At 64.4% G+C, this 21101-nt stretch carries 23 protein-coding genes; 15 read left to right on the forward strand and 8 right to left on the reverse strand.

The window, feature by feature from the left end:
- Nucleotides 1-6 precede the first annotated feature (6 nt).
- Together IOC82_RS03535 and IOC82_RS03540 are read right to left on the reverse strand one after the other, a co-directional pair.
- Nucleotides 7-747: a phosphodiester glycosidase family protein gene (locus IOC82_RS03535; protein WP_290544803.1), complete on the reverse strand. Its 741-nt coding sequence runs from the start codon at nucleotides 745-747 to the stop codon at nucleotides 7-9.
- Nucleotide 748: 1 nt separating this feature from the next.
- On the reverse strand, nucleotides 749-1267 hold the full coding sequence (locus tag IOC82_RS03540; protein WP_290544804.1) for an invasion associated locus B family protein: 519 nt from the start codon (nucleotides 1265-1267) through the stop codon (nucleotides 749-751).
- Nucleotides 1268-1425: 158 nt separating this feature from the next.
- Here IOC82_RS03540 and IOC82_RS03545 point away from each other — a divergent pair, with 158 nt between their 5' ends.
- From IOC82_RS03545 to IOC82_RS03560, 4 genes are all read left to right on the forward strand, one after another.
- On the forward strand, nucleotides 1426-3093 hold the full coding sequence (locus IOC82_RS03545) for an acyl-CoA dehydrogenase family protein (RefSeq protein WP_290544805.1): 1668 nt from the start codon (nucleotides 1426-1428) through the stop codon (nucleotides 3091-3093).
- The gene (locus tag IOC82_RS03550; protein WP_290544806.1) at nucleotides 3090-3920 is read left to right on the forward strand and encodes an SDR family oxidoreductase; all 831 of its coding nucleotides are present in this window, start codon (nucleotides 3090-3092) and stop codon (nucleotides 3918-3920) included. Before IOC82_RS03545 ends, IOC82_RS03550 begins: the two co-directional genes overlap by 4 nt.
- 84 nt (nucleotides 3921-4004) lie before the next feature.
- Nucleotides 4005-4190: a twin transmembrane helix small protein gene (locus IOC82_RS03555; protein WP_290544943.1), complete on the forward strand. Its 186-nt coding sequence runs from the start codon at nucleotides 4005-4007 to the stop codon at nucleotides 4188-4190.
- Nucleotides 4191-4248: 58 nt separating this feature from the next.
- Complete coding sequence (locus tag IOC82_RS03560; RefSeq protein ID WP_290544807.1) at nucleotides 4249-4596, forward strand: YkvA family protein; 348 nt, start codon at nucleotides 4249-4251, stop codon at nucleotides 4594-4596.
- Here the strand turns inward: IOC82_RS03560 and IOC82_RS03565 are convergent.
- Nucleotides 4568-5470 (reverse strand): DMT family transporter, encoded by a 903-nt coding sequence (locus IOC82_RS03565; protein WP_290544808.1) that lies wholly within the window; start codon nucleotides 5468-5470, stop codon nucleotides 4568-4570. The two genes, IOC82_RS03560 and IOC82_RS03565, sit on opposite strands and share 29 nt — an antisense overlap.
- Nucleotides 5471-5527: 57 nt before the next feature.
- Between IOC82_RS03565 and IOC82_RS03570 the strand changes: the two genes are divergently transcribed.
- Nucleotides 5528-6238 carry a tellurite resistance TerB family protein gene (locus tag IOC82_RS03570; RefSeq protein WP_290544809.1) on the forward strand — a complete coding sequence of 237 codons (711 nt, stop codon included), beginning with the start codon at nucleotides 5528-5530 and terminating at the stop codon, nucleotides 6236-6238.
- Between the two features lie 27 nt (nucleotides 6239-6265).
- Nucleotides 6266-7165, forward strand: a complete 900-nt coding sequence (locus tag IOC82_RS03575; protein ID WP_290544810.1) for a YihY/virulence factor BrkB family protein — start codon at nucleotides 6266-6268, stop codon at nucleotides 7163-7165.
- A gap of 51 nt (nucleotides 7166-7216) precedes the next feature.
- Here IOC82_RS03575 and ccrA read toward each other — a convergent pair whose 3' ends face one another.
- Complete coding sequence (gene ccrA / locus IOC82_RS03580) at nucleotides 7217-8512, reverse strand: crotonyl-CoA carboxylase/reductase (protein WP_290544811.1); 1296 nt, start codon at nucleotides 8510-8512, stop codon at nucleotides 7217-7219.
- Nucleotides 8513-8675: 163 nt separating this feature from the next.
- Here ccrA and IOC82_RS03585 point away from each other — a divergent pair, with 163 nt between their 5' ends.
- A complete protein-coding gene (locus IOC82_RS03585; protein ID WP_290544812.1) occupies nucleotides 8676-8981 on the forward strand; it encodes a hypothetical protein in 306 nt (101 codons plus the stop codon).
- 166 nt (nucleotides 8982-9147) lie between these two features.
- Nucleotides 9148-11121 carry a protein meaA gene (locus IOC82_RS03590; protein WP_290544813.1) on the forward strand — a complete coding sequence of 658 codons (1974 nt, stop codon included), beginning with the start codon at nucleotides 9148-9150 and terminating at the stop codon, nucleotides 11119-11121.
- A 121-nt stretch (nucleotides 11122-11242) separates the two neighbouring features.
- Here the strand turns inward: IOC82_RS03590 and IOC82_RS03595 are convergent, their stop codons facing one another.
- The 3 genes from IOC82_RS03595 to IOC82_RS03605 form a co-directional block, all read right to left on the reverse strand.
- Nucleotides 11243-12952 (reverse strand): hypothetical protein, encoded by a 1710-nt coding sequence (locus IOC82_RS03595; RefSeq protein WP_290544814.1) that lies wholly within the window; start codon nucleotides 12950-12952, stop codon nucleotides 11243-11245.
- Between the two features lie 84 nt (nucleotides 12953-13036).
- Nucleotides 13037-13387 (reverse strand): pentapeptide repeat-containing protein, encoded by a 351-nt coding sequence (locus tag IOC82_RS03600; RefSeq protein ID WP_290544815.1) that lies wholly within the window; start codon nucleotides 13385-13387, stop codon nucleotides 13037-13039.
- A 130-nt stretch (nucleotides 13388-13517) separates the two neighbouring features.
- Nucleotides 13518-14429, reverse strand: coding sequence for a hypothetical protein (locus IOC82_RS03605; RefSeq protein WP_290544816.1), 912 nt, complete (start codon nucleotides 14427-14429; stop codon nucleotides 13518-13520).
- A gap of 269 nt (nucleotides 14430-14698) precedes the next feature.
- On the opposite strand from IOC82_RS03605, the gene rplU reads away from it, so the two are divergent.
- The 3 genes from rplU (at nucleotide 14699) to IOC82_RS03620 (ending at nucleotide 15938) form a co-directional block, all read left to right on the forward strand.
- The gene (gene rplU / locus IOC82_RS03610; RefSeq protein ID WP_290544817.1) at nucleotides 14699-15010 is read left to right on the forward strand and encodes a 50S ribosomal protein L21; all 312 of its coding nucleotides are present in this window, start codon (nucleotides 14699-14701) and stop codon (nucleotides 15008-15010) included.
- 27 nt (nucleotides 15011-15037) lie between these two features.
- Entirely contained in the window at nucleotides 15038-15304 is a 267-nt protein-coding gene (gene rpmA / locus IOC82_RS03615) for a 50S ribosomal protein L27 (RefSeq protein WP_111197367.1), read from the forward strand.
- A 112-nt stretch (nucleotides 15305-15416) separates the two neighbouring features.
- On the forward strand, nucleotides 15417-15938 hold the full coding sequence (locus IOC82_RS03620) for a GNAT family N-acetyltransferase (protein WP_290544818.1): 522 nt from the start codon (nucleotides 15417-15419) through the stop codon (nucleotides 15936-15938).
- 20 nt (nucleotides 15939-15958) lie between these two features.
- Here IOC82_RS03620 and IOC82_RS03625 read toward each other — a convergent pair whose 3' ends face one another.
- Nucleotides 15959-16639, reverse strand: coding sequence for a lytic transglycosylase domain-containing protein (locus IOC82_RS03625; RefSeq protein WP_290544819.1), 681 nt, complete (start codon nucleotides 16637-16639; stop codon nucleotides 15959-15961).
- Nucleotides 16640-16860: 221 nt separating this feature from the next.
- Here IOC82_RS03625 and obgE point away from each other — a divergent pair, with 221 nt between their 5' ends.
- Genes obgE through IOC82_RS03645 form a run of 4 tightly spaced genes read left to right on the forward strand, consistent with a single transcriptional unit; the run spans nucleotide 16861 to nucleotide 20904 of the window.
- A complete protein-coding gene (gene obgE, locus IOC82_RS03630) occupies nucleotides 16861-17907 on the forward strand; it encodes a GTPase ObgE (protein WP_290544820.1) in 1047 nt (348 codons plus the stop codon).
- Nucleotides 17895-19031: a glutamate 5-kinase gene (gene proB, locus IOC82_RS03635; protein ID WP_290544821.1), complete on the forward strand. Its 1137-nt coding sequence runs from the start codon at nucleotides 17895-17897 to the stop codon at nucleotides 19029-19031. The genes obgE and proB overlap by 13 nt, the downstream gene beginning before the upstream one ends.
- 5 nt (nucleotides 19032-19036) lie before the next feature.
- A complete protein-coding gene (locus IOC82_RS03640; RefSeq protein WP_290544944.1) occupies nucleotides 19037-20299 on the forward strand; it encodes a glutamate-5-semialdehyde dehydrogenase in 1263 nt (420 codons plus the stop codon).
- Nucleotides 20296-20904 carry a nicotinate-nucleotide adenylyltransferase gene (locus tag IOC82_RS03645; RefSeq protein ID WP_290544822.1) on the forward strand — a complete coding sequence of 203 codons (609 nt, stop codon included), beginning with the start codon at nucleotides 20296-20298 and terminating at the stop codon, nucleotides 20902-20904. Before IOC82_RS03640 ends, IOC82_RS03645 begins: the two co-directional genes overlap by 4 nt.
- Nucleotides 20905-21101: the final 197 nt, after the last annotated feature.

A 21101-nucleotide genomic window follows, 5' to 3' on the forward strand; every position in this document is an offset into this window, starting at 1 on the left:
GGGGCTTCAGGGGCCTTTGACCAGCGCCACGATGGGGCCGAGCGGGGCAAACCCGTCGCTGCGGCCCATGTCCGGGGCATGCAGGCTGGAGATGGAGCCATCGAGGAATAGTGCGTTGGGGCAGTTGAGCCTGTCCTTGAACAGGCGGGCGAAGGAATGGAAGTTCACCCAGTCCTCGCTGATGACGAAGACCAGCGTATGGCCGTCCGGCGCGCCCACGCCGTTCCGCCGCTGCAGCGATGTGCCATCGGGCGAGAATCTTGGGTGGATCTCACCGTCAACCACCAGCATGGGGCCGGACTGGCTGGCGAATTGCGGATGGAGCCCCGCGGCGGCGAAGGCCTCCGTCTCAATCACACCGCTCTTCGCACCGTCAATGTAGAACACGCCATTGGGCTTCATGTGGAAGTTGCCGGGGCCGTCGCGGCGGTTAAGCTTGCGCAGCGTACGGCCATTTTCGATGTAGAGGCCGATGGGCTTCAGGTTTTCGCCATACATGCCGGCATTCATGGCGAAGGCAAGCGTCTGGCCTTTCGGCTCCAGAGCAAGCTCAAGGGAATTGAAGGAGCCAAAGGGCTCGCCCCTGTCATCGAGGCTGAAGAGCTGCAGATGGTCCTGCCTGAGGTCAAAACGGCAGACCGTGTAGTCGTTTCCTTCGTAAGTCTCCGCCGTACAGGCGGCGTCAGCCCGCGCCGCTCCGACGAGCACTGCAAGCACCAAGAGCCAGAGCCTGAAGGCTCCGCCCATGCTACTTGCAGGCCTTGTCGATGGCAGCGAGTGCGGCGGAAATCCCCTGCAGCGAATAGGTGTCCTCCGTGGTCTTTCCGCGCCAGGACGTGCCCTTCACCTTGAGCGACTTACCGTTCTTCATGGCGGCGACGATCTTCTTGTCGCTGCCGGTGTCCACCCAGGCGGTGTCGCCCTTGGAGAACATCTCGTAAGCCTGGTCGTCGATCGTCAGCTTCACGGGCCCGCCCTCCTTGAAGGGGTAGCCGATGATGGTGGAGACCTCGCCCTTCACCGGCGGCTTGCGGCCCGGCATGTTGGTGACGAGGAAAAAGGCAGGGTCACGCTTGACGCCCTTGGGCTCGGTGGCCTTGGGGCTCGACGATACGTAGCAGACCTTGGAATCAGCCGCGTCATAGCTATACGCCGTCCAGTCCTGGAAGGCACCGATCTGCTTGGGTTCATTGTCCGCGAAGGCGAGGCCTGCGGTGAGGGTGAGGAGGGTGATCCCGAGGACACCCGTGCGCCGTAAGTGATTCATGTGGAAACCTTAATCCTGGCCGAGGCGGAAATCCAATGGTGGACGATTCCGGCCCAATTTTGGCGGTTGCTGTGCCAGCAAGGGGCTGGCCGGATGGATTATTGCAGCGCAACAGGCATTGGGCTAGCGTTTTGCCTCATTTGTGAAGGATTTCAATCATGGCGGCAGTGGAGAGCGAAGTGTCCTCAACGGTTTGCGTGACCCATCTCGTGAGCCATTTGGACCAGGCGGCCACCTCCGTGGAGACCATTCTTGCCAAGGCCAAGGCCAGGCTCGCGGCCCGGGTGATGCCGGGTGGCAAGATCAATTCGCGCCTTCTGGATGAGGAACAGCATGCGGCACACGGTCTCGCCTGGCTCGCGACCTATGCCGCGACGCTGCGCGAGCTTGCTAATTACGCCCTCCGCCTCGAGGCGGAAGGCAAGCTCGGCGAGACCGAGCAGCTCACCATCCAGATCGCGGCGGGCGAATATGTGAACCACGTGGCCGGCGGCATTCCGATGAACCAGGGCGAATTCCTGCGCCTGACCGAGCTTGGCCTCACCCGCAGCGAGACGGCGGGGCTGCATGACCTGGTGCTCACCGAGCGCGGCAATACAGTGGCAGCGCGCCGCCGCCTGGTCGAGCTTTTCGCCGACGATAATTTTGGTTCTTCCGGCCTCGACGGGACGCTCACCGAAATGCGCGAGACGATGCGCCGCTTCATCGAGACCAAGGTGGCGCCCCATGCCCACCAGTGGCACCTCGACAATGCCTATGTGCCGATGGAGATCGTCAAGGAGCTGGCGGAGCTCGGCGTCTTCGCGCTCACGCTGCCGGAGGAATATGGCGGCCTCGGCCTGTCCAAGGAATCGATGTGCGTTGTATCCGAGGAGCTGTCGCGCGGCTGGATCGCGGTGGGCTCGCTCGGCACCAGGGCCGAGATCGCCTGCGAGCTGATCCTGTGCGGCGGCACCAAGGAGCAGAAGGAAAAGTGGCTGCCGAAGATCGCGAGCGGGGAGATTCTCCCCACGGCCGTCTTCACCGAACCGAACACCGGCTCCGACCTCGGCAGCTTGCGCACCCGGGCGGTGCGCGATGGCGATGTCTACAAGGTGACGGGCAACAAGACCTGGATCACCCACCCGGTGCGCGCCGACGTGATGACGCTCTTGGCCCGCACCAACCCGGACGAGACGGGCTACAAGGGCCTCTCGATGTTCCTTGCCGAAAAGCCGCGTGGCACCGACGAGAACCCCTTCCCGGCGAAAGGAATGACCGGCGGCGAGATCGAGGTCCTTGGCTATCGCGGCATGAAGGAATACGAAATCCGCTTCGAGGATTTCGAGGTGAAGGCGGAGAACCTGCTCGGCGGCATCGAGGGCCAGGGCTTCAAGCAGTTGATGCAGACCTTCGAGGCCGCGCGAATCCAGACCGCAGCGCGCGCTGTCGGTGTGGCACAGTCGGCGCTCGACATCGGGCTTAAATACGCGACGGACCGCTCGCAGTTCGGCACGCCCATCATCAGCTTCCCGCGCATCGCTGACAAGCTCGCGCTGATGGCGGCGGAGACCATGGCGGCACGCCAGCTGACGCTGTTCGCGGCGCGCGAAAAGGACGCAGGCCGCCGCTGCGACCTTGAGGCAGGCATGGCGAAGCTTTTGGGCGCGCGCGTTGCCTGGGCTGCGGCCGACAATGCGCTGCAGATCCACGGCGGCAATGGTTTTGCTCTGGAGTATAAGGTCAGCCGCGTGCTATGCGATGCGAGGATCCTCAACATCTTCGAGGGCGCCGCGGAAATCCAGGCGCAGGTGATTGCGCGGCGGCTGCTGGAAGGCCGGAATTGACCCGCACGATCCTCATCACCGGCTGTTCCACCGGCATTGGCTGGACCTGTGCGCTTGGCATGAGAGAGCGCGGCTGGCGGGTCTTCGCGACGGCGCGGCAGCCAGAGGACCTTGCGCGGTTGGAAGCGGAAGGCGTCGACGCGGTCCATCTCGATTATGCCGATCCGGCTTCGGTGACGGCCTGCGCGAATGAAGTGGCGGCTCGCACCGGCGGCAAGCTGGATGCGCTGTTCAACAATGGCGCCTTCGGGCAGCCGGGTGCGGTGGAGGACCTGCGGCGCGAGGTGCTGGAACAGCAATTCGCCTGCAATGTCTTTGGCTGGCATCAGCTGACGCGCGACTGCCTGCCGCTGATGCGCGCCAATGGCGGAGGCCGCATCGTGCAGTGCTCCTCCGTCCTCGGCCTCGTGGCGCTTAAATGGCGCGGCGCCTATAACGCATCGAAATTCGCCATCGAGGCGCTGGCCGATACGCTGCGGCTTGAGCTGCGCGGCTCCGGCATCTTCGTGTCGCTAATCGAGCCGGGGCCGATCGCCAGCAAGTTCGTCGAGACCTCGCTGAAGAATTTCGACAGGAACATCGACGAGGCCTCGTCCCACTACAAGGAGGCTTATGCGAAGCAGCGTGCAAGGCTGGGCCGCGGCGGTTCGGCGCGCTACAAGCTGGGGCCGGAGGCGGTGCTGGAGAAACTTGTCCACGCTGTGGAGTCCCCTCGCCCCCGCGCGCGCTATTACGTGACCAAGCCAACGCACTACATGGCCATCGCCCGGCGCATCCTGCCGCAACGGGTATTTGATTACGTGCTCGACAAGGCGTCGGACCAATAGGCCCCGTGCGCGCATTGGCGCCTTGACGGGAACCCCGCCTGCCGCCATGGCTTGGCCCAGACATCGGGAATTCCGGAGCGCGCCGTGTTCTTCCAGTACTTGAGCTACATTGCGACGGGGGCGGTGGCGATCGTGCTGCTGCTCGGCCTTGCCAACATGTTCCGCGGCGGCTCGTCCAACACATCGCAGAAGCTCATGCGCTGGCGCGTGGGGTTGCAGGCCGTGGCCATCGTCATCCTCATGGCCGCCTTCTATGTCACCCACCGGTAGCGCTTGAAAACCGGCTTGCGCCTTCCCATGTCCTTCGCTGCCCGGCGGAGGGATTGCGATGGTTGCCACGGCTGACGAATTCGAGGTGAAGCAGAAATTCTTCCCCAAGCTCGCCCGGGTGCTGGCGCGCGTGCCGCTGGCGGATGAGCTGGTTGCGGCCTATTACGCCGCCTTCGACCGGGCAACACCGCTGAAGGCCAAGGGCATCCTGGTGGGCGCGCTGGCTTATTTCGTCCTGCCGGTCGATGCATTGCCGGACTTCGTGCTGGGGCTGGGCTTCACCGATGACATGGCCGTGCTGCTCGCCGCCTACAACATCGTGCGCAACCATGTGACAGACGAGCACCGCCGGCGCGCACGGGAAACCATCGCCCGCATCAGGGCCGGCGCACCCATTTCCGCGTGACAATCAGAACCGCGCCAGCGCAGACAGTCATGCCGAGGATCTGCACCGGTGCGAGCGTTTCCCCGAAGAGAAAGAACGCCATTAGTGCGGAGACGCCGGGCACCAGGAAGATGAGGCCCGCCACCCGGCCCACGTCGCCCAGCCTGATCATCAGCATCAACAGCGTGATGGCGCCCAGCGACAAAACGATGACGGACCAGCCGAGCGCGAACCATGCATTGAAGCTGCCATCGAAGCGCATCTGCTCGCTCAGCACCGCCGGGATGGCGACGGCCAGGGTTGCGCCCACATATTGCCACGCGCCGCCGCTGGCCAGGTTGAGCGAGGTGACGAAGCGCTTCTGGTAGACCGTGCCGAAAGAGATCGACAGCGCGCCGAAAACGTTGACCGCCGTGGTCACCGGCGTAATGCCGCCGGAGAAACCCGCCTGCAGCCTGGGTGAGACAACCAGCGCCACACCCAAGATGCCGGCAATGAGGCCGAGCCAGTGGCGGAGCGCAATCTTCTCCTTCACCATCCAGGCGGCGAGGATCGCCGTCATCAGGGGCTGCAGCCCGACGATCAAGGCCGAAACACCCGCCGGCATGCCATGCGCCACCGCCCAGTAGACGGGGCCCAGATAGCCGCCATGCAGGAAAGCCCCGGCCACCGTGGCATGCAAGGCTTGAGCGCGGCCCGGCCACGGGGCATGGAGCGCCAGAGCGATGGCGGCGAAGATGACGCCGGCAATGGGAAAGCGGATGGATAGGAAGGTGAGCGGACCGGCATGGGGTGCGGACAGCCTTGCAACCACGAAGCCCGTCGCCCACATGAAGACAAACAGGACAGGAGCCGCGGCAATAAGGGCGCGGGTGGCGGGCGTTGCGTGCGTCATGCCGCCATTTGCCTTGATTTGGGCGGCATGGCGAGACGGTTAATTCAGGGAGCAGGCATGTTCGATCCGCAGAAACTTCTGGAGCAGTTCCTGGGCGGAGGCCAGTCCGGCACGCCGGGCAAGGACACCAAGGCGGGTGGCGGCATGTCGCCCGATTTCATGAAGGGGCTTGCGACGGGGGGCGTGGCGGGCGGCCTCGCCGGCATCCTGCTGGGCGGCAAGACCTCGAAGAAAATGGCCAAGGGGGCGGTGAAGCTCGGCGGCACGGCGGCCCTCGCCGGGCTCGCCTACAAGGCTTACGAGTCATGGCGCGCTTCGCAGCAGGCGCCGGCCGCCGGGGTGCCGCCGCCGATGAAGGACGTGACGCCGAAGCCGGAGGGCACGCGCTTCCTGCCGGCAGCACGCGCCGAGCGCGACGGCATGAGCCTTGCCATCCTGCGCGCCATGATTTCCGCCGCGAAGGCCGATGGCCACATCGATGCGGAAGAGCACCGGCGCATCTTCGCCAAGCTTGACGAGCTTGACCTTGGCACGGAAGAGAAGGCCTTCATCATCGACGAGCTGAGAAGGCCGCTGGACATCGACGCGGTGGTGAAGGCGGCGGTGACGCCGGAACTGGCGGTCGAGATCTATGCCGCCTCCGTCCTTGCTATCGACCCGGACGACCCGGCGGAACAGGCCTATCTCGCCATGCTGGCCTCGCGCCTGAAGCTCGATCCCGGGCTCAGGGCGGCGGTCGAGACGGAAGCCGCGAAGATGATGGCCTGACCCGCCGCCATGCGCTATTGAGCCGCCATGACGGCCAAGCCCGATGACAAGCCCGATGACCTGGGGCCGACCATCGCCCAGTTGGTGCGCGAAAGCTTCTACCGGCTGTTCGCCGACGAAGCCATTCCGCTGGCCGGCAACATCGCCTTCCGCACGCTGTTCTCGCTGTTCCCCTTCCTGATCTTCCTCACGGCGCTGGCCGGCTTCTTCGGCAACGACGATCTGGCGGGGGGTGTGGTCAGCTTCCTGCTCGGCGTCGCCCCGGCCAGGCTGGTGGAGCCGCTGGTGCCGGAGATCCGCTCGGTCCTCACCGTGCCGCGCAGCGGGCTTCTCTCCATCTCGGCGCTGATCACCATCTGGAGCGCCATGGGCGGGGTAGACAGCGTGCGGGTGGGCCTTAACCGGGCCTATGACCTGCGCGAGACGCGGTCGATCTGGTGGCTTTATTTCCAGAACGTGCTGTTCGTCATCGGCTCGGCGATCTTCCTTCTCATCTTCGCGCTGCTCATCGTCTTCGCACCGGTGATGATCCAGATCGCGGAAGTATACGCCCCGGCTCTCAAGGGCCATTTCGTCACCATCGAGCAGCTGCGCTATCCGATCGGAATCGCGCTGCTGACCGCGGGTGTGCTGCTGTGCCACCGCGTGCTGCCAGCCAAAGCGCTCAATGTGCTGGAGGTGCTGCCCGGCGTGGTCATCACCGTCGTCGCCTGGGTGATCATGTCCTCGGCCTTTTCGATCTATCTCCTCAAATTCAACACCTTCGCCTCGACCTATGCCTCGCTGTCGGGCGTCTTCACGGCGATGTTCTTCGTCTATCTCGCCGCCCTGGTGCTGATCCTCGGCGGCGAGGTGAACCGCGTGCTCGAAGTGCGCCGGATCATGCGCATGCAGCGCTTCAAGGAGCGCGAGGACGCGGAGGTATAGGGCGCTTGCGCTGCCGTCTTCCCGCGCTGAAGGAACGGGAGAACACGAGTTTCACGTTCCTGACGCCTCGATCGCGTCGTCCAGCGTTTTGAGCCCCGTCACCGGCGCGGACACCAGCACGGCCATGTTGCCGGGGCGGTGTTCGTTCTTCCACATTTTCATGTGGGCCTTGGGAATGTCAGCCCAGCTATAGACCTCCGACATGCAGGGGTCGATGCGGCGCGCCATAACCAGCTTGTTGGCGGCGGAGGCCTGCATGAGGTTGGCAAAGTGGGAGCCCTGGACGCGCTTCTGGTGCATCCAAAGGTACCGCGCATCCATGGTGAGGTTGAAGCCCGTGGTGCCCGCACAGATAACGATCATGCCACCGCGCCTCGTCATCAGCACCGAGACGGGGAAGGTTGCCTCACCTGGATGTTCCACCACCATGTCGACATTGTTGCCCTTGCCGGTAAAATGCCAGATGGCTTTGCCGAAGTCGCGCGCACCCTTCATCCAGTCGTTGTACTCGGGCGTGCCCACCGTTGGCATCTGGCCCCAGCAGGTGAACTTCTTGCGGTTGATGACGCCCTTGGCGCCGAGCTGCATGACAAAATCCGCCTTGTCGTCCTCGGAGATCACACCGATGGCATTGGCGCCCGTGGTCGCCGCAAGCTGGATGGCCATGGAGCCGAGGCCGCCGGAAGCACCCCAGACGAGAACGTTCTGCCCCGCGCTCAGCACATGCGGGCGGTGGCCGAACAGCATGCGATAGGCGGTGGCAAGGGTGAGGGTATAGCAGGCCGCCTCCTCCCAGCTCAGATGGGCGGGTTTGGGCAGCAATTGCCGGGCCTGCACGCGGGTGAACTGCGCGAATGAGCCATCCGGCGTCTCATAACCCCAAATGCGCTGCGAGTTGGAGAGCATCGGGTCGCCGCCGTTGCACTCCTCGTCGTCGCCATCGTCCTGGTTGCAGTGGATGACGACCTCGTCGCCCAACTTCCAGCGCTTCACCTTGGAGCCCACCGCCCAGACGATCCCTGAGGCATCCGAGCCCGCGATGTGGAAAGGGTTCTTGTGACCGTCGATGGGCGAGATGGGCTTGCCCAATGCCGCCCAGACACCGTTGTAGTTGACGCCGGCCGCCAGAACGAAGACGAGGCACTCGTCCTCGCCGATCTCCCAGGTGGGGACAACCTCAACCTGCATGGCGCCGTCCGGCGCGCCATGGCGATCCCGGCGGATGCACCAAGCATACATCCTGACCGGCACATGGCCAAGCGGCGGGACTTCGCCCACCTCATAGAGGTCCTTCACCGGGGCCTTGGCATTGGCCGTGGCGGCGGATTTGGCGGCGGCGGAACTCATGTCGTCGTCTCCTCGATACAATAATGCCGAGAATACCCGAGGAAGGACGGTCTCGCACCGCAACAAAAGGAGGGGTGTGGAGCCGTTCACCCGCTGACTGGACCACCTTGACAAGAGACTTCTAGAATACAAAATCTAAGGTTGGTAATGACGAGACTCACAGATGTCGAATGTCCTTTACTGGTGGAACAGCGTGTTGCTCCCGCCGACGGTATTGCCGTTGGCACTTGTCTGTTCGATCCTCGGTACAGTGATTTTGTCGATCTACCTGCGTTGGCAGGGGGTGATGACGCTGATGATCAGTGCCGTGGTCCTGTTCATCGGGGCCTATCTCGGCAACGTCCTGACTGCCAATGTCGACATACCACTCGACCAATTCTACGTGAGGCCGATCTTCGTGTCGATCGTCGGCATGTCGGTCGCCGCGCTTGTGCTGCTGCTGATTTTTCTGAAGAACCAGAACGAGTAGAGCGAGGGACCCTCACGGGCCTTGGCATTTGCGGCTGACAGCCGTTAAAGCCTTGAACGTAATCAATCTCTCGTAGCGGAAATAATTGCAGTCGGGCGCTCAGTTCGCTCGCTTGCCCAAAGGTTGAGGTTGCGGTGCAATATGGCCCATGCCAGCATGCGCCATCATGCGCGACAAACCCTGGCTCTTCCGCACTTATGCCGGCCATTCCACGGCGGCTCAATCCAACACGCTGTTCCGGACCAACCTATCCAAGGGGCAGACCGGCCTGTCGGTGGCCTTCGACCTGCCGACTCAGACGGGCTATGATTCCGACCACGTGCTGTCGCGCGGCGAGGTGGGCAAGGTGGGGGTTCCCGTCTCCCACATTGGCGACATGCGGACTCTGTTCGACCAGATCCCGCTCGCCACCATGAACACCTCGATGACCATCAACGCCACCGCGCCGTGGCTGCTGGCGCTCTATGTGGCGGTGGCCGGGGAACAGGGCGCGCCGCGGGCGAGCCTGTCCGGCACGACGCAGAATGACATCATCAAGGAATATCTTTCGCGCGGCACCTATGTTTTCCCACCGGGCTCCTCGTTACGGCTGATCGCCGACACCATCGCCTTCTCCACCCGGGAACTGCCGAAGTGGAACCCGGTGAACGTCTGCTCCTATCACCTGCAAGAAGCGGGTGCGACTCCGGTGCAGGAATTGTCTTATGCGCTGGCCACGGCGATCGCCGTGCTCGACGGCGTGAAGGCAAGCGGGGCGGTGGCGGAGACGGATTTCCCGGAGGTGTTCGGGCGCATCTCGTTTTTCGTCAACGCCGGCATCCGCTTCGTCACTGAGCTCTGCAAGATGCGCGCCTTCACCGAATTGTGGGACGAGATCGGGCGCGAACGCTATGGCATCGAAGACGGAAAGCACCGCCGCTTCCGCTATGGCGTGCAGGTGAATTCGTTGGGCCTCACCGAACAGCAGCCGGAGAACAACGTCACCCGCATCCTGCTCGAGATGCTGGCCGTTGTGCTGTCGAAGAACGCCCGCGCCCGCGCGGTGCAGCTTCCCGCCTGGAACGAGGCGCTGGGCCTGCCCCGCCCCTGGGACCAGCAATGGTCGCTGCGCATGCAGCAGATCGTGGCCTATGAGACCGACCTTCTCGATTATGGCGACATCTTCGACGGCTCCACCGAGATCACGCACAAGGTGGAGGCGCTGAAGGACGAGGCGCGCGGCGAGCTCGCCAAAGTGCTTGCCATGGGCGGCGGCGCCTCGGAAGAGGCGATCGCCTATATGAAGCGCCAGCTCGTCACGTCCAACACCGCAAGGCTGCACGCCATCGAGTCGGGCGAGACCAAGATCGTCGGCGTCAACGTTTTCACAACTAGCGAACCCTCGCCGCTCTCCGCCGGTGCGGACGCCATCATGACGGTGAAGGACGACGTGGAGTTCGAGCAGATCGAGCGGCTGAAGGCCTGGCGCGGCAGCCGCGATGCGCAGGCCGTGAAGGCCGCCCTCGCCGGGCTGGCAAGCGCCGCGAAAGACGGCCGCAACATCATGGAGCCCTCCATCGCCTGTGCGAAGGCCGGGGTCACCACCGGCGAATGGGGCGCGACGCTGCGCGAGATCTTCGGCGAGTACCGCGCGCCCACCGGCGTGGCGCTGACCATGCGGGCGGAGGGCGGCGAGCAGCTCGAGGACCTGCGCTCCCGCGTGAAGCGGCTCGCGGAGCGCATGGGCGAATGCCCACGCTTCCTCGTCGGCAAACCCGGCCTCGACGGACACTCCAACGGCGCGGAACAGATCGCGGTGCGCGCCGCCGATACCGGCCTCGACGTAATCTATGATGGCATCCGCGTGACGCCCGAGCAGCTGGTGAAGACGGTGCAGGAAAGGCAGGTCCACATCCTCGGCCTCTCCATCCTGTCAGGTTCCCACGTGCCGCTGATCCGCGAGGTGATGCAGCGCCTGCGCGCGGCGGGCCTCGCGAATGTTCCCGTCGTCGCCGGCGGCATCATCCCGCAGGATGACGTGAATGTGCTGAAGCAACTGGGCGTCGCCGCCGTCTATACGCCGAAGGACTTCGACATGAACCGCATCATGAGCGATCTCGTGACGCTGATCGAGAAGCGGGTGGGGGAAGAGGCGGCGTGAATGACGAGAGAGGAAGCTCGCCAAATGGACCTGTTGGCGGATTGAACCTGTCACTCATGTCTTACTCCGCTTCTCTCGTGGAAGGGAACGGCGTGGCGAGTGCAGTGGACTGCCCGATGCCTTACTCCAGCTTGTCGCGGCGAATGCAGTTGGGCGGCGGATCGGAGATACGGCAGCTGGCGGGTTCGGCGATGACACTTGTCGCACCGGGGTTGTTGCTGAGCCGGAACATGACGACGCGGTTGTCGTCATAGCTCGCGAGGTCCGGCTGCAGTTTTGCTCGATCGACGGTGAGGGATTTTTCCGGCAATCGCATGGCGCGCATGAAATCCGCGATGAGTTTTTCGGGCGGCTTCCCGGCCTGCCGTGTCACGAAAGGGGCGGCTGCGGGCAGGTTCGAATTTGCGGCCCAGCCGCCGAGGCGGACAACGCCTCCGGCAAACATGAACCAGCACTCGCGCGCACAATCGCCCGGCGTAAAGGCATAGCCGGAGTAAGGCTCGGAGCGCGGTCGGGTGCGGTTGCAATCCGGGTCGCGCGGCGAGCAGCCGAACACCATTGTCGTGGCGGCGAGGGTCGTGGCCTTTCTGAGGCGGATCAGTCGCCCCACCTCCATCGCGGCATCGAGGTCGCCGCCCCGTGAGTCGATCAGGATCGGCAAGAGATCCGCTCCGGGCTGCGCGAAGACCTCCTTGAAGCGGAGAGGCGTTTCCGGCGTGACGATGCCCTGGGCGGCGATCCATTCCGGGCAGAGTGGCTCGCACTTGCCTTTCGCGCGAACGCGGGCGACGAACATCTCCTCGCCGGACGGTACGTCCAGAAAGCGCGGCGCATCCTCCGCGGCCTTCTGGCCCGGCAGGTCCCGGCAGTTGCGCGCCGGCGGTGTTGCCTTGCAGACACTGGGCGCCACGACATCGAGCACCGTGTTGCGGGAGGTGATCAGCCGCAGTTCCTCCAGACGCGCGCCCGTCGGGCGATTGATCTGATTGTAGGAGGCCTTCGCCATTTCATCGAGATAGGCGGGGTCGATTCCCATGTCTTTCAGATAGGCGAGAAGCTTGGCGCGATATTCCTTGTCGATGCCATCCTTGAAGTAGGACGACACGACCTTGCGGCTCATCACGTCGCGCACACGCTTGATCTTGCCGTTCACCTTCCGCTTGGTTTCGCGGTAGGTGATTTTTTCGCGGACCCATTGCCGCCGAATGACATGCAGACCGATGTCACCCAGGCCGGCGTAGCGCTCGGTTCCCGCTGCCAGGATGAGCGGGCAGGCCGAAAGGCAGAAACTCTGCCCCGCCATCGCCATCCCGCGGTAGGGCCCGCCGGACTTTGGCGGTGCGCATGACGAATCGCCGGGCGAACAGCCGTCATAGAGGGTCCAACCCACGCCGACCGGAAGCCCGGCCTTGCGCACCATGCGGCCAATCTCCATCGCGGCCCGCACGTCGCCGCCCGTCGAGCGGATGACGACCGGCAGCCAGCGCTTATCCACCTGCTTCAGGGCCTTGCGGAAGACCGCCGGTGTCGCGGGGGTGATCTCGCCCTCCGCCGCCAGCCATTCGGGGCACAGCGGCTCGCAACCCGGAATGGAGGACCGCACGAGCGCCACCGTCATGGGGCGCTGCCAGGCCTCCTTTGGCGGCTGGGGCTTGGACGGCTGGCGGACCGCTTGCTTCTTTTTCTTGCGTTTCTGCGTCTGCTTCCGGCCGTTGACCGCGGAGGAGTCCGCCGCGGTGACGTAAGCCGTTCCGGCGCGCGCGGCCGGACAGGCGGCATTGAACGTAACCAGCAAGGTGGCCAGCAGGGCGGTCAGCAGGATCTTGCACATGGAAGCAACGAAACCATGCGTTTTCCGCAAGTTCAAGAGAGTGCCCTTACGGGACTGCGCGGGAGAAGCGGTGGTCTCGGGCTGTCAGTTCCCGCTCTGGCGCCGGTAGGCCGCCAGCAAATCCGCGATCTGAATACCATCGATGGTGGCGCCGGCCAGGTTGCAATCGGATATGGCAAGGCCGGAGAGGTTGGCGTTCTGGATCTTGCCGCCGGACAGATTGACGTCGTTGATGAAAAGGCCGGTCATGTTGGAGTCGTTGAAGGTCACGCCGGAAAACGCAATCTGATTGAAGCTGCTGGATGACAGATTGGCATTGTTGAACACGGACGACGACAGATCGGCATCGTCGACATGCAACGTATCGGTGACTCTCTTGAGGTCCATGGCATTCCCTTTCGCGGACGAGGAGACGGAAAGCGAGATGCGGCGCACCCAGACGCTGCGGCAGCCGCAGGTCGATCATGCACAGGAATGCTGTCTAGGCAAGCAGTCTCCGCCGGTTCAGCTGCCTGCACGCTGCCCCCGGAGGTGGACTGTCAGGCCGCCGAAGCCGCCGGCAAGCCTAGTCGATCGCGCCCCAGATGATCATCTTCCCCGGGTTCGGCGGGCGCGGTGCTGCCCGCTGTCGCGGTGGCGCCGCCACACTGACCTTCGCCGGGGCGAGCGGGGGCATCAGGCAGTTTGCCGCGGGGCTGTCGCCCAGGCAGATGCTGGAACCGGTGAAGTCCTCCACCCGCTCGCGGCCCGTGCTTAGGCCGAAATGCAGCATGTCAGACCCGTCCAGCGCGACGCCCGCTTGCCGAAGGCGCACGATAAGGCCGGTCGAAACCCCCATATCGGCCAAATAGCTGGCGATCAGATTGCCAGCCTTGGCGCCGCGTGTGCGGGTCTTGAAGCTGTCCAGCGCGGGAAGGCTGGCCCCGGTAATCCAGAAACCGGCCCGCCGCGCGCCGCCTGCCAGCACGAATAGGCAGGTGCCAGAGCATTCAGCCGGAGAGGAGACATAACCCATGAACAGCTTCAGCGGCTGCTCCTTGCTGCAAGCCTCACGCGGTCCGCAGCCCTCGACCTCGCTGCGGCCGACGATCGTGGTGAGCCCCGCGGCGCGGATCATGCGGCCGATTTCCAGCGCCGAATCAAGGTCGCCGCCCTGCGACTCGAGCACCACTGGAAGCTTGTCCGCGCCGGGCTGTCTCAATACGTCGCGGAAATGCCCGGGCGTGTTGGGGGTGATGATGCCCTGGGCCTTGATCCATTCCGGGCAGCGGTTTCCGCACTGCCCGGTTCCCCGCATGCGCACGACCACCATGGGCTGCGGCGCCGGAGCGGCCGTTTCGACCATCTCCGTGGGGCGGAACGCAACATTGCCGTCCCGCCCACTGGCGAGCGCGGACGAGGTTGCCGAAGCGGCGAAGACTGCGGGCAGCAGCAGGCGCCAGACGCGGAACAAACGAAAGCGGTGGTGATTGGCCATAATCAATCAAAACACGAAATCATTTCTAATTTGATACGAGGTCTGGCGCGGTGGAAGCTCCGTTCCGGATGCCAGAACCCCCAATTCCTTGACTCCAACGCGGCTTTCCCCTATCTCCGGCCATCCGCGCGGAGGGGGCTGCCCCATAGGCGCGTTTTGCGCTGCCCTAGGCAACCCAATTTCGCTTGAGTAATCAAGCACTTGAAGCGCGCCGGACCACGGGTTCACCGGTGCCGCCGAACGGCGCGGGACAACAAGGACGAAACAACATGTACGCAGTCATCAAGACCGGCGGAAAGCAATACCGCGTCGCTGCCGGCGACAAGATCCAGATAGAGAAGCTTGAAGGCGCTCCCGGCGACACCTTGAATTTCACTGAAGTGTTGATGGTCGCCAATGGCGAGGCGGTGAACATCGGCGCCCCGCACGTGGCCGGCGCCATTGTGGTGGCCGAGATCGCCAGCCAGGACCGTGGCCCCCGCGTCATTATCTTCAAGAAGCGCCGCCGCAAGCACTATCGCCGGCGCAACGGCCACCGTCAGGACCTGACCTCGGTGACCATCCGCGAGATCCGCGCTTAAGCGCGCCAGAGAATAGGAGAACATCCCATGGCTCATAAAAAGGCAGGCGGTTCGTCCCGCAACGGCCGCGATACCGCGGGCCGCCGTCTTGGCGTCAAGGCTTTCGGCGGCGAGACCGTCATCGCTGGCAACATCATCATCCGCCAGCGCGGCACCAAGGTTCACCCCGGCACCGGCGTGGGCATCGGACGCGACCACACCATCTTCGCGGTGGTGAACGGCGTCGTCAGCTTCCGCCGCACCAAGGGCGACAAGCAGACCGTGTCCGTGATCCCAGCGGTCGCGGCTGAGTAACCGGCGGGCTCAGGACATATCAAGCCGCCGGATCCACCGATCCGGCATGCTTGGCTGATTTCGAAGCGGAGAGGTGGCAACCACCTCTCCGCTTTTCGTTTGGATCGCTCCCATGACAATCCTCGTGACAGACCGCTTGACGCTTCGACCGCCCGAGGAGCGGGATCGGCAAGCAATGATCCTTGCTTTGAACAATCTGAACGTGTCGCGCTGGACGGGCCGCATCCCTTATCCCTACGGGCCGGAGGACGCCGAAGCCTTCTTCGTCTACTTGCGGCAGAAGCCGGAGGACGCGCTGGTGCTTGCGATCACACGGAATGACGCGCTGATCGGCGTCATCGGACTCGAAGGCGAACTCGGCTACTGGCTGGCGGAACCCCATTGGGGCCAGGGCTACGCAACGGAAGCCGCGCGGTCCGTGGTGGACCATGCCTTCTCCACGCTGGGCTGTGAGGGGCTGGAGGCGAGTTATCATCTCAGCAACACCGCCTCGCGGCGCATTCTGCTTGGATTGGGATTTCAGGAGACAGGCGAGGACATGGCGTTTTCGCGGGCCCGCGCCGCGCAGGTGCCGACCATGCGGCTGGAGCTGACGCGCGATGCCTGGGCAGAGGCGAAGGCGCGGCGGCCATGAGCCATCGCGCCCTCATATCGTCAGAACACCTTGGCAACATAGCTGGCCACGATGGTTCGGCGGCCGAGGCCGGCATTGTGTTTCGATGCCGCAAGCCGCAGGTTGCCGCCGGACTTGCCGATGGCGATCGCCAGATGGCGCAGGCCCCAGTGGATATTGGTGCGCGGATCGAGCAGGGCGGCACAATTGCTGCTGAAGCCGATGTCCTTGGCGGTCGCACACTTCATCTGGAACACGCCATATTCGCCATGGGCGCCACGCATGTGAGGTTGGTAGTTGGATTCGACATGCGCGATGCGCAGCGCAAACCAGGTGGGAACGCCCTGCCCCGGCGCCATGGCCTTGATCAGCGCAATGACATTGCCCTGGGACGCCGTAGCGCTGGCGGGAATGATGATCGCCGCCGCAGTGGTGTTGCCGCGGCGGATGGCGTTCATGCGCTTCGCCTCGGCGCTCGTCTTCGGCGCGGCAGACGTCCGCTTGGTGCCGGAGGCAGCATAAGAGCGCTTGCGCGCGTGGGTGGAGGCCGTGTTAACTGGCGCTTTGCGGACATGGGCCGCCACGGACTTCGCGGTGAGTGTGGTTTTCGTCGTGGTGCCGTAGCAGTGTATGGCACCCTTGCAGGCCGCCTCGGCGGGTATAGCGGCAATGCCAGACAGTACAGCAGCAGACAGCAACCCTGCGATCAGTCTTTTCTTCATCTCTTGCCTTTCGTTCTACACAGAAAAAGCCGGGATGATCTTGTGACTCATTGTGATCATCTTCTCTTGCTAGCCGCCCCATTCGGATGGACCACCCGTAAAACTGCCAAATGTGTCCTCAAGGGGGCCAAAATGGTGCAATGCAGCAGCAGCCGGGAAGCGTGGCTGATGAGCAACAGGGGACTAGGCTCTCACGCCAACCCGCGTTACAAGGCTTGGTTATGAAATTCCTCGACCAGGCAAAGGTTTACGTCCGCTCCGGCGACGGCGGGGCGGGTTCCGTCTCGTTCCGCAGGGAAAAGTTCATCGAGATGGGCGGGCCCGACGGCGGCGACGGCGGCAAGGGCGGCGACGTATGGATCGAGGCCGTGGATGGACTCAACACGCTGATCGACTACCGCTACCAGCAGCATTTCAAGGCGGCGACCGGCGGGCACGGCATGGGCCGCCTGCGCGCCGGCGCCAATTCCGATGACATCGTGCTGAAGGTGCCGGTGGGCACACAGGTGTTCGAGGAAGACAACGAGACGATGGTCGCCGATCTCGCCAAGCTGGGCGACCGCTTCCGCATCGCCAAGGGCGGCAATGGCGGCTTCGGCAATGCCTATTTCAAGTCCTCCACCAACAGAGCACCCCGCCACGCAAATCCGGGCCAGGAGGGCGAGGAGCGCTGGATCTGGCTGCGGCTCAAGCTGATTGCCGACGCCGGCCTTCTCGGACTGCCGAATGCGGGCAAGTCCACCCTGCTCGCAGCAGTCTCGGCGGCGAAGCCCAAGATCGCGGATTATCCCTTCACCACGCTGCACCCGCAGCTGGGTGTGGTACGCGTGGGCATGCAGAGCTTCGTGTTGGCGGACATTCCGGGCCTGATCGAGGGCGCTTCCGAGGGCCATGGCCTTGGCACGCGTTTTCTGGGCCATGTCGAGCGCTGCGCGGTGCTGCTGCATTTGATCGACGTGACGGGCGATGACCCCGTGGCCGCCTATCGCGTGATCCGCAAGGAGCTGAAGTCCTATTCGCCGGAACTGGCCGGGAAGCCGGAGATCATCGCCTTCAACAAGACCGATCTTCTTCCCGGGGAGGAGATCCAGGCGAAGCTCAAGGACTTCAAGCGCCGCGTTCGCAAGACGCCGATGCTGATTTCGGCCGCCACCACCAAGAACGTGCCGGAAGCAATGAAGAAGCTGCTCGAAGTGATCGTCACCGCGCGCCGCGCCGGCAGGGCCAATGACGAGCCCGGGGTGACGACGGAGGAGTGGCGGCCGTGAAATCCCACCTCGAACAGGCGCGGCGCATCGTCGTCAAGATCGGTTCGGCGCTGCTGGTGGATGCGAAGACCGGGACCATCAAAGCTTCGTGGCTCTCATCCTTGATCGACGATCTCGCCGACCGGCGGGTGAAGGGGGCGGAGATCATCATCGTCTCGTCGGGCGCCATTGCGCTGGGCCGCCGCACGCTTGGGTTGCCCAAGGGCACGCTCCGCCTCGAACAGAAGCAGGCGGCGGCGGCCGTGGGCCAGATCGCGCTGGCCCAGGCATGGACGGAAGCGCTCCGTACACGGAACATGGTGGCCGCACAGGTGCTGGTGACCCTCACCGACACCGAAGAGCGCCGCCGCTATCTCAATGCACGGGCCACGCTGTCGACGCTGCTCGAACAAGGTGCGGTGCCCGTGATCAACGAGAACGACACGGTGGCCACCAGCGAAATCCGCTATGGCGACAATGACCGCCTCGCCGCGCGCGTCGCCTCGATGATGTCCGCCGATTGCCTTGTGCTGCTCTCCGACATCGACGGGCTCTACACCGCGCCCCCCAACCAGAAGGGTGCAACCTTGCTTTCGCAAGTCCAGGAGATCACGCCGGAGATCGAGGCCATGGCGGGCAAGCCCGTGTCGGGCGTGGGCTCGGGCGGCATGATCACCAAGATCGAGGCGGGCAAGATCGCGCTCGGCGCCGGCTGCAACATGGTGATCGCATCGGGCCACGAGATGCACCCGCTGAAACGCATCGGCGACGGTGCGCGCTGCACTTGGTTCGTGGCCAATGCCTCGGCCCTGCAATCGCGCAAACGCTGGATCGCCGGAACGCTGCAGCCCATCGGCCATCTCGTGGTCGATGAAGGGGCTGCGGCGGCGCTTGCCAAGGGGAAGAGCCTGCTGCCGGCAGGTGTGAAGAAAGTGGAAGGCAGCTTTGCGCGCGGCGACACGGTGTCGATCGTCACGGCGAAGGGCCGCGAGATCGCACGCGGGCTCGTGACCTATGATGCCAGCGACACGGCGAAAATCCTGGGGCTCAAGTCCTCCGAAATCGAAAAGGTGCTGGGCTTCCGCGGGCGCGACGTGCTGATCCACCGCGACGACATGGTGCTGATGGGCGGAGAGCGCGCATGAACCAGATGACGACCAACCGCGAGCTGATGCTGACGCTGGGCCGCGCCGCGCGCGAAGCGGCGAAGGTTCTGGCGCTCGCGCCAACCAAACAGAAAAACGATGCGCTGATGGCCATGGCGTCGAAGATCCGCCGCTCCGCCGCCGACATCCTGTCCGAGAACGCGCGTGACCTCGAGAACGCCAAGACGAAGGAGCTGAAGAGCAGCTTCGTCGACCGGTTGACGCTGAACGAAAGCCGGCTCGAAGCCATGGCCAGGGGGTTGGAGGAAGTCGCCGCCCTGCCCGACCCCGTGGGCAAGGTGATGTCGAAATGGACCAGGCCCAACGGGCTGGAGATTTCTCGCGTGCGGGTGCCGATCGGCGTCATCGGCATCATCTATGAGTCGCGGCCCAATGTGACGGCAGATGCGGGGGGCCTCTGCCTCAAGTCCGGCAATGCGGCGATCCTGCGCGGCGGCACGGATGGCTTTCATTCTTCCGGCGCCATCATCGCCTGCCTGCAGCGCGGGCTGGACATTGCAGGCCTGCCGCGCACCGCGATCCAAATGGTGCCCAACGCCGACCGCGATTGCGTGGGGCTGATGCTCGAGGGTCTGGGCGGCACGCTGGACCTGATCGTGCCGCGCGGCGGCAAGAGCCTCGTGGCGCGGGTGCAGGCCGATGCGCGCGTGCCCGTCTTCAGCCACCTCGAGGGAATCTGCCACGTCTATGTCGACAAGGCCGCGGACCCCGGGATGGCCCGGACCATCTGCCTCAACGCCAAGATGCGGCGCACCGGCGTCTGCGGCTCGGCCGAGACGATCCTGATCGACCGGGCGGCGGCGGAGGCGAACCTGAAGCCGATCGTCAGTACGCTGATCGATGCGGGCTGCGAAGTGCGCGGCGATAAGGCCACGCAAGCCGCCGACACCCGCGTAAAGCCGGCGACGGAGGAAGACTGGTCCACCGAATATCTCGACGCGATCATTTCGGTGAAGGTGGTGGATGGTGTCGACGCGGCGATGGCGCATATCGCGCGCTATGGCTCGAAGCACACCGACTCGATCATCACCGGGGATGCCGCGACCGCCGAGCGATTCCTGAATGAAGTCGACAGCGCCATCGTGCTGCACAATGCCTCGACGCAATTCGCCGACGGCGGCGAGTTCGGCTTCGGCGCCGAGATCGGCATCGCGACGGGCAAGCTGCATGCGCGCGGGCCTGTGGGCGTCGAGCAGCTGACCACCTTCAAGTACCTGGTGCGGGGCACGGGGCAGACGCGCCCATGATGCTGCGCGCGCCCGCTTTCGGCGAAGGCCAGCGGATTGGGCTGTTCGGCGGCTCCTTCAACCCCGCGCATTACGGCCACTACATGGTGGCGCTCTATGCGCTGAAGCGGCTGGAGCTGGACTGGGTGTGGTGGCTCGTCTCGCCGCAGAACCCCTTGAAGGACCCCTCCGAGACGGGTGAATACGCCGCGCGCCTCGCCTCCACGCGCGAGGTTTCGAAGCACCCGCGTTTCGCCGTCACCGACATCGAGAAGCAGATGGGCGCGCGCACCACGGCGGAAACGCTGCGCGGGCTGAAGCCGCTTCTCGGCCGCGCCCAATTCGTGTGGATCATGGGGGCAGACAGCTTCGCTAACCTGCACCACTGGCACGACTGGCTGGAAATTTCCGAAACGCTCCCGCTCGCCGTTCTTGCGCGGCCGGGCTTCTCGCTGCGGGCGCTAGGCGGGCCTGCGGCCACGCGCTTTGCGGAAGCGCAGATCCCCACCAATCTCGCACCCAAGCTGGTGACGGCGAACCCGCCCGCCTGGTGTTTCATCCCCATGCCGCTCAGACCTGAAAGTTCAACGGCGATCAGAAAGCGCGCCAGGGTGAAAGCCGTCTAAGGGAGACCCTTGAACGGTGGCGCCGAACCCTTTAGCGTCGGGTTCGTTGTTTCACCCTTCAAGCATGCCGTTCGCATCCATGCAGAGACGTAACCGGAACCGAGGACCAGACCACTGAAAGCGCCCGCCAGGAAGTCCGCGGCCAATAAGCCCGCGGCGAAAAAAACTGCTGCCAAGAGCAGCCGCCCTGCCGCCAA

The organism is Aestuariivirga sp. (assembly GCF_020252395.1).
Taxonomy (GTDB): Bacteria; Pseudomonadota; Alphaproteobacteria; order Rhizobiales; family Aestuariivirgaceae; genus Aestuariivirga.

What these genes read in the sequence shown, in the direction of transcription:
- IOC82_RS03535 (WP_290544803.1), bottom strand. Translation starts at nt 747, where the DNA reads ATGGGCGGAGCCTTCAGGCTCTGGCTCTTGGTGCTTGCAGTGCTCGTC.
- IOC82_RS03540 (WP_290544804.1), bottom strand. Translation starts at nt 1,267, where the DNA reads ATGAATCACTTACGGCGCACGGGTGTCCTCGGGATCACCCTCCTCACC.
- IOC82_RS03545 (WP_290544805.1), top strand. Translation starts at nt 1,426, where the DNA reads ATGGCGGCAGTGGAGAGCGAAGTGTCCTCAACGGTTTGCGTGACCCAT.
- IOC82_RS03560 (WP_290544807.1), top strand. Translation starts at nt 4,249, where the DNA reads ATGGTTGCCACGGCTGACGAATTCGAGGTGAAGCAGAAATTCTTCCCC.
- IOC82_RS03565 (WP_290544808.1), bottom strand. Translation starts at nt 5,470, where the DNA reads ATGACGCACGCAACGCCCGCCACCCGCGCCCTTATTGCCGCGGCTCCT.
- IOC82_RS03570 (WP_290544809.1), top strand. Translation starts at nt 5,528, where the DNA reads ATGTTCGATCCGCAGAAACTTCTGGAGCAGTTCCTGGGCGGAGGCCAG.
- IOC82_RS03575 (WP_290544810.1), top strand. Translation starts at nt 6,266, where the DNA reads ATGACGGCCAAGCCCGATGACAAGCCCGATGACCTGGGGCCGACCATC.
- ccrA (WP_290544811.1), bottom strand. Translation starts at nt 8,512, where the DNA reads ATGAGTTCCGCCGCCGCCAAATCCGCCGCCACGGCCAATGCCAAGGCC.
- IOC82_RS03585 (WP_290544812.1), top strand. Translation starts at nt 8,676, where the DNA reads ATGTCGAATGTCCTTTACTGGTGGAACAGCGTGTTGCTCCCGCCGACG.
- IOC82_RS03590 (WP_290544813.1), top strand. Translation starts at nt 9,148, where the DNA reads ATGCGCGACAAACCCTGGCTCTTCCGCACTTATGCCGGCCATTCCACG.
- IOC82_RS03595 (WP_290544814.1), bottom strand. Translation starts at nt 12,952, where the DNA reads ATGTGCAAGATCCTGCTGACCGCCCTGCTGGCCACCTTGCTGGTTACG.
- IOC82_RS03605 (WP_290544816.1), bottom strand. Translation starts at nt 14,429, where the DNA reads ATGGCCAATCACCACCGCTTTCGTTTGTTCCGCGTCTGGCGCCTGCTG.
- rplU (WP_290544817.1), top strand. Translation starts at nt 14,699, where the DNA reads ATGTACGCAGTCATCAAGACCGGCGGAAAGCAATACCGCGTCGCTGCC.
- rpmA (WP_111197367.1), top strand. Translation starts at nt 15,038, where the DNA reads ATGGCTCATAAAAAGGCAGGCGGTTCGTCCCGCAACGGCCGCGATACC.
- IOC82_RS03620 (WP_290544818.1), top strand. Translation starts at nt 15,417, where the DNA reads ATGACAATCCTCGTGACAGACCGCTTGACGCTTCGACCGCCCGAGGAG.
- IOC82_RS03625 (WP_290544819.1), bottom strand. Translation starts at nt 16,639, where the DNA reads ATGAAGAAAAGACTGATCGCAGGGTTGCTGTCTGCTGCTGTACTGTCT.
- obgE (WP_290544820.1), top strand. Translation starts at nt 16,861, where the DNA reads ATGAAATTCCTCGACCAGGCAAAGGTTTACGTCCGCTCCGGCGACGGC.
- IOC82_RS03640 (WP_290544944.1), top strand. Translation starts at nt 19,037, where the DNA reads ATGACGACCAACCGCGAGCTGATGCTGACGCTGGGCCGCGCCGCGCGC.
- IOC82_RS03645 (WP_290544822.1), top strand. Translation starts at nt 20,296, where the DNA reads ATGATGCTGCGCGCGCCCGCTTTCGGCGAAGGCCAGCGGATTGGGCTG.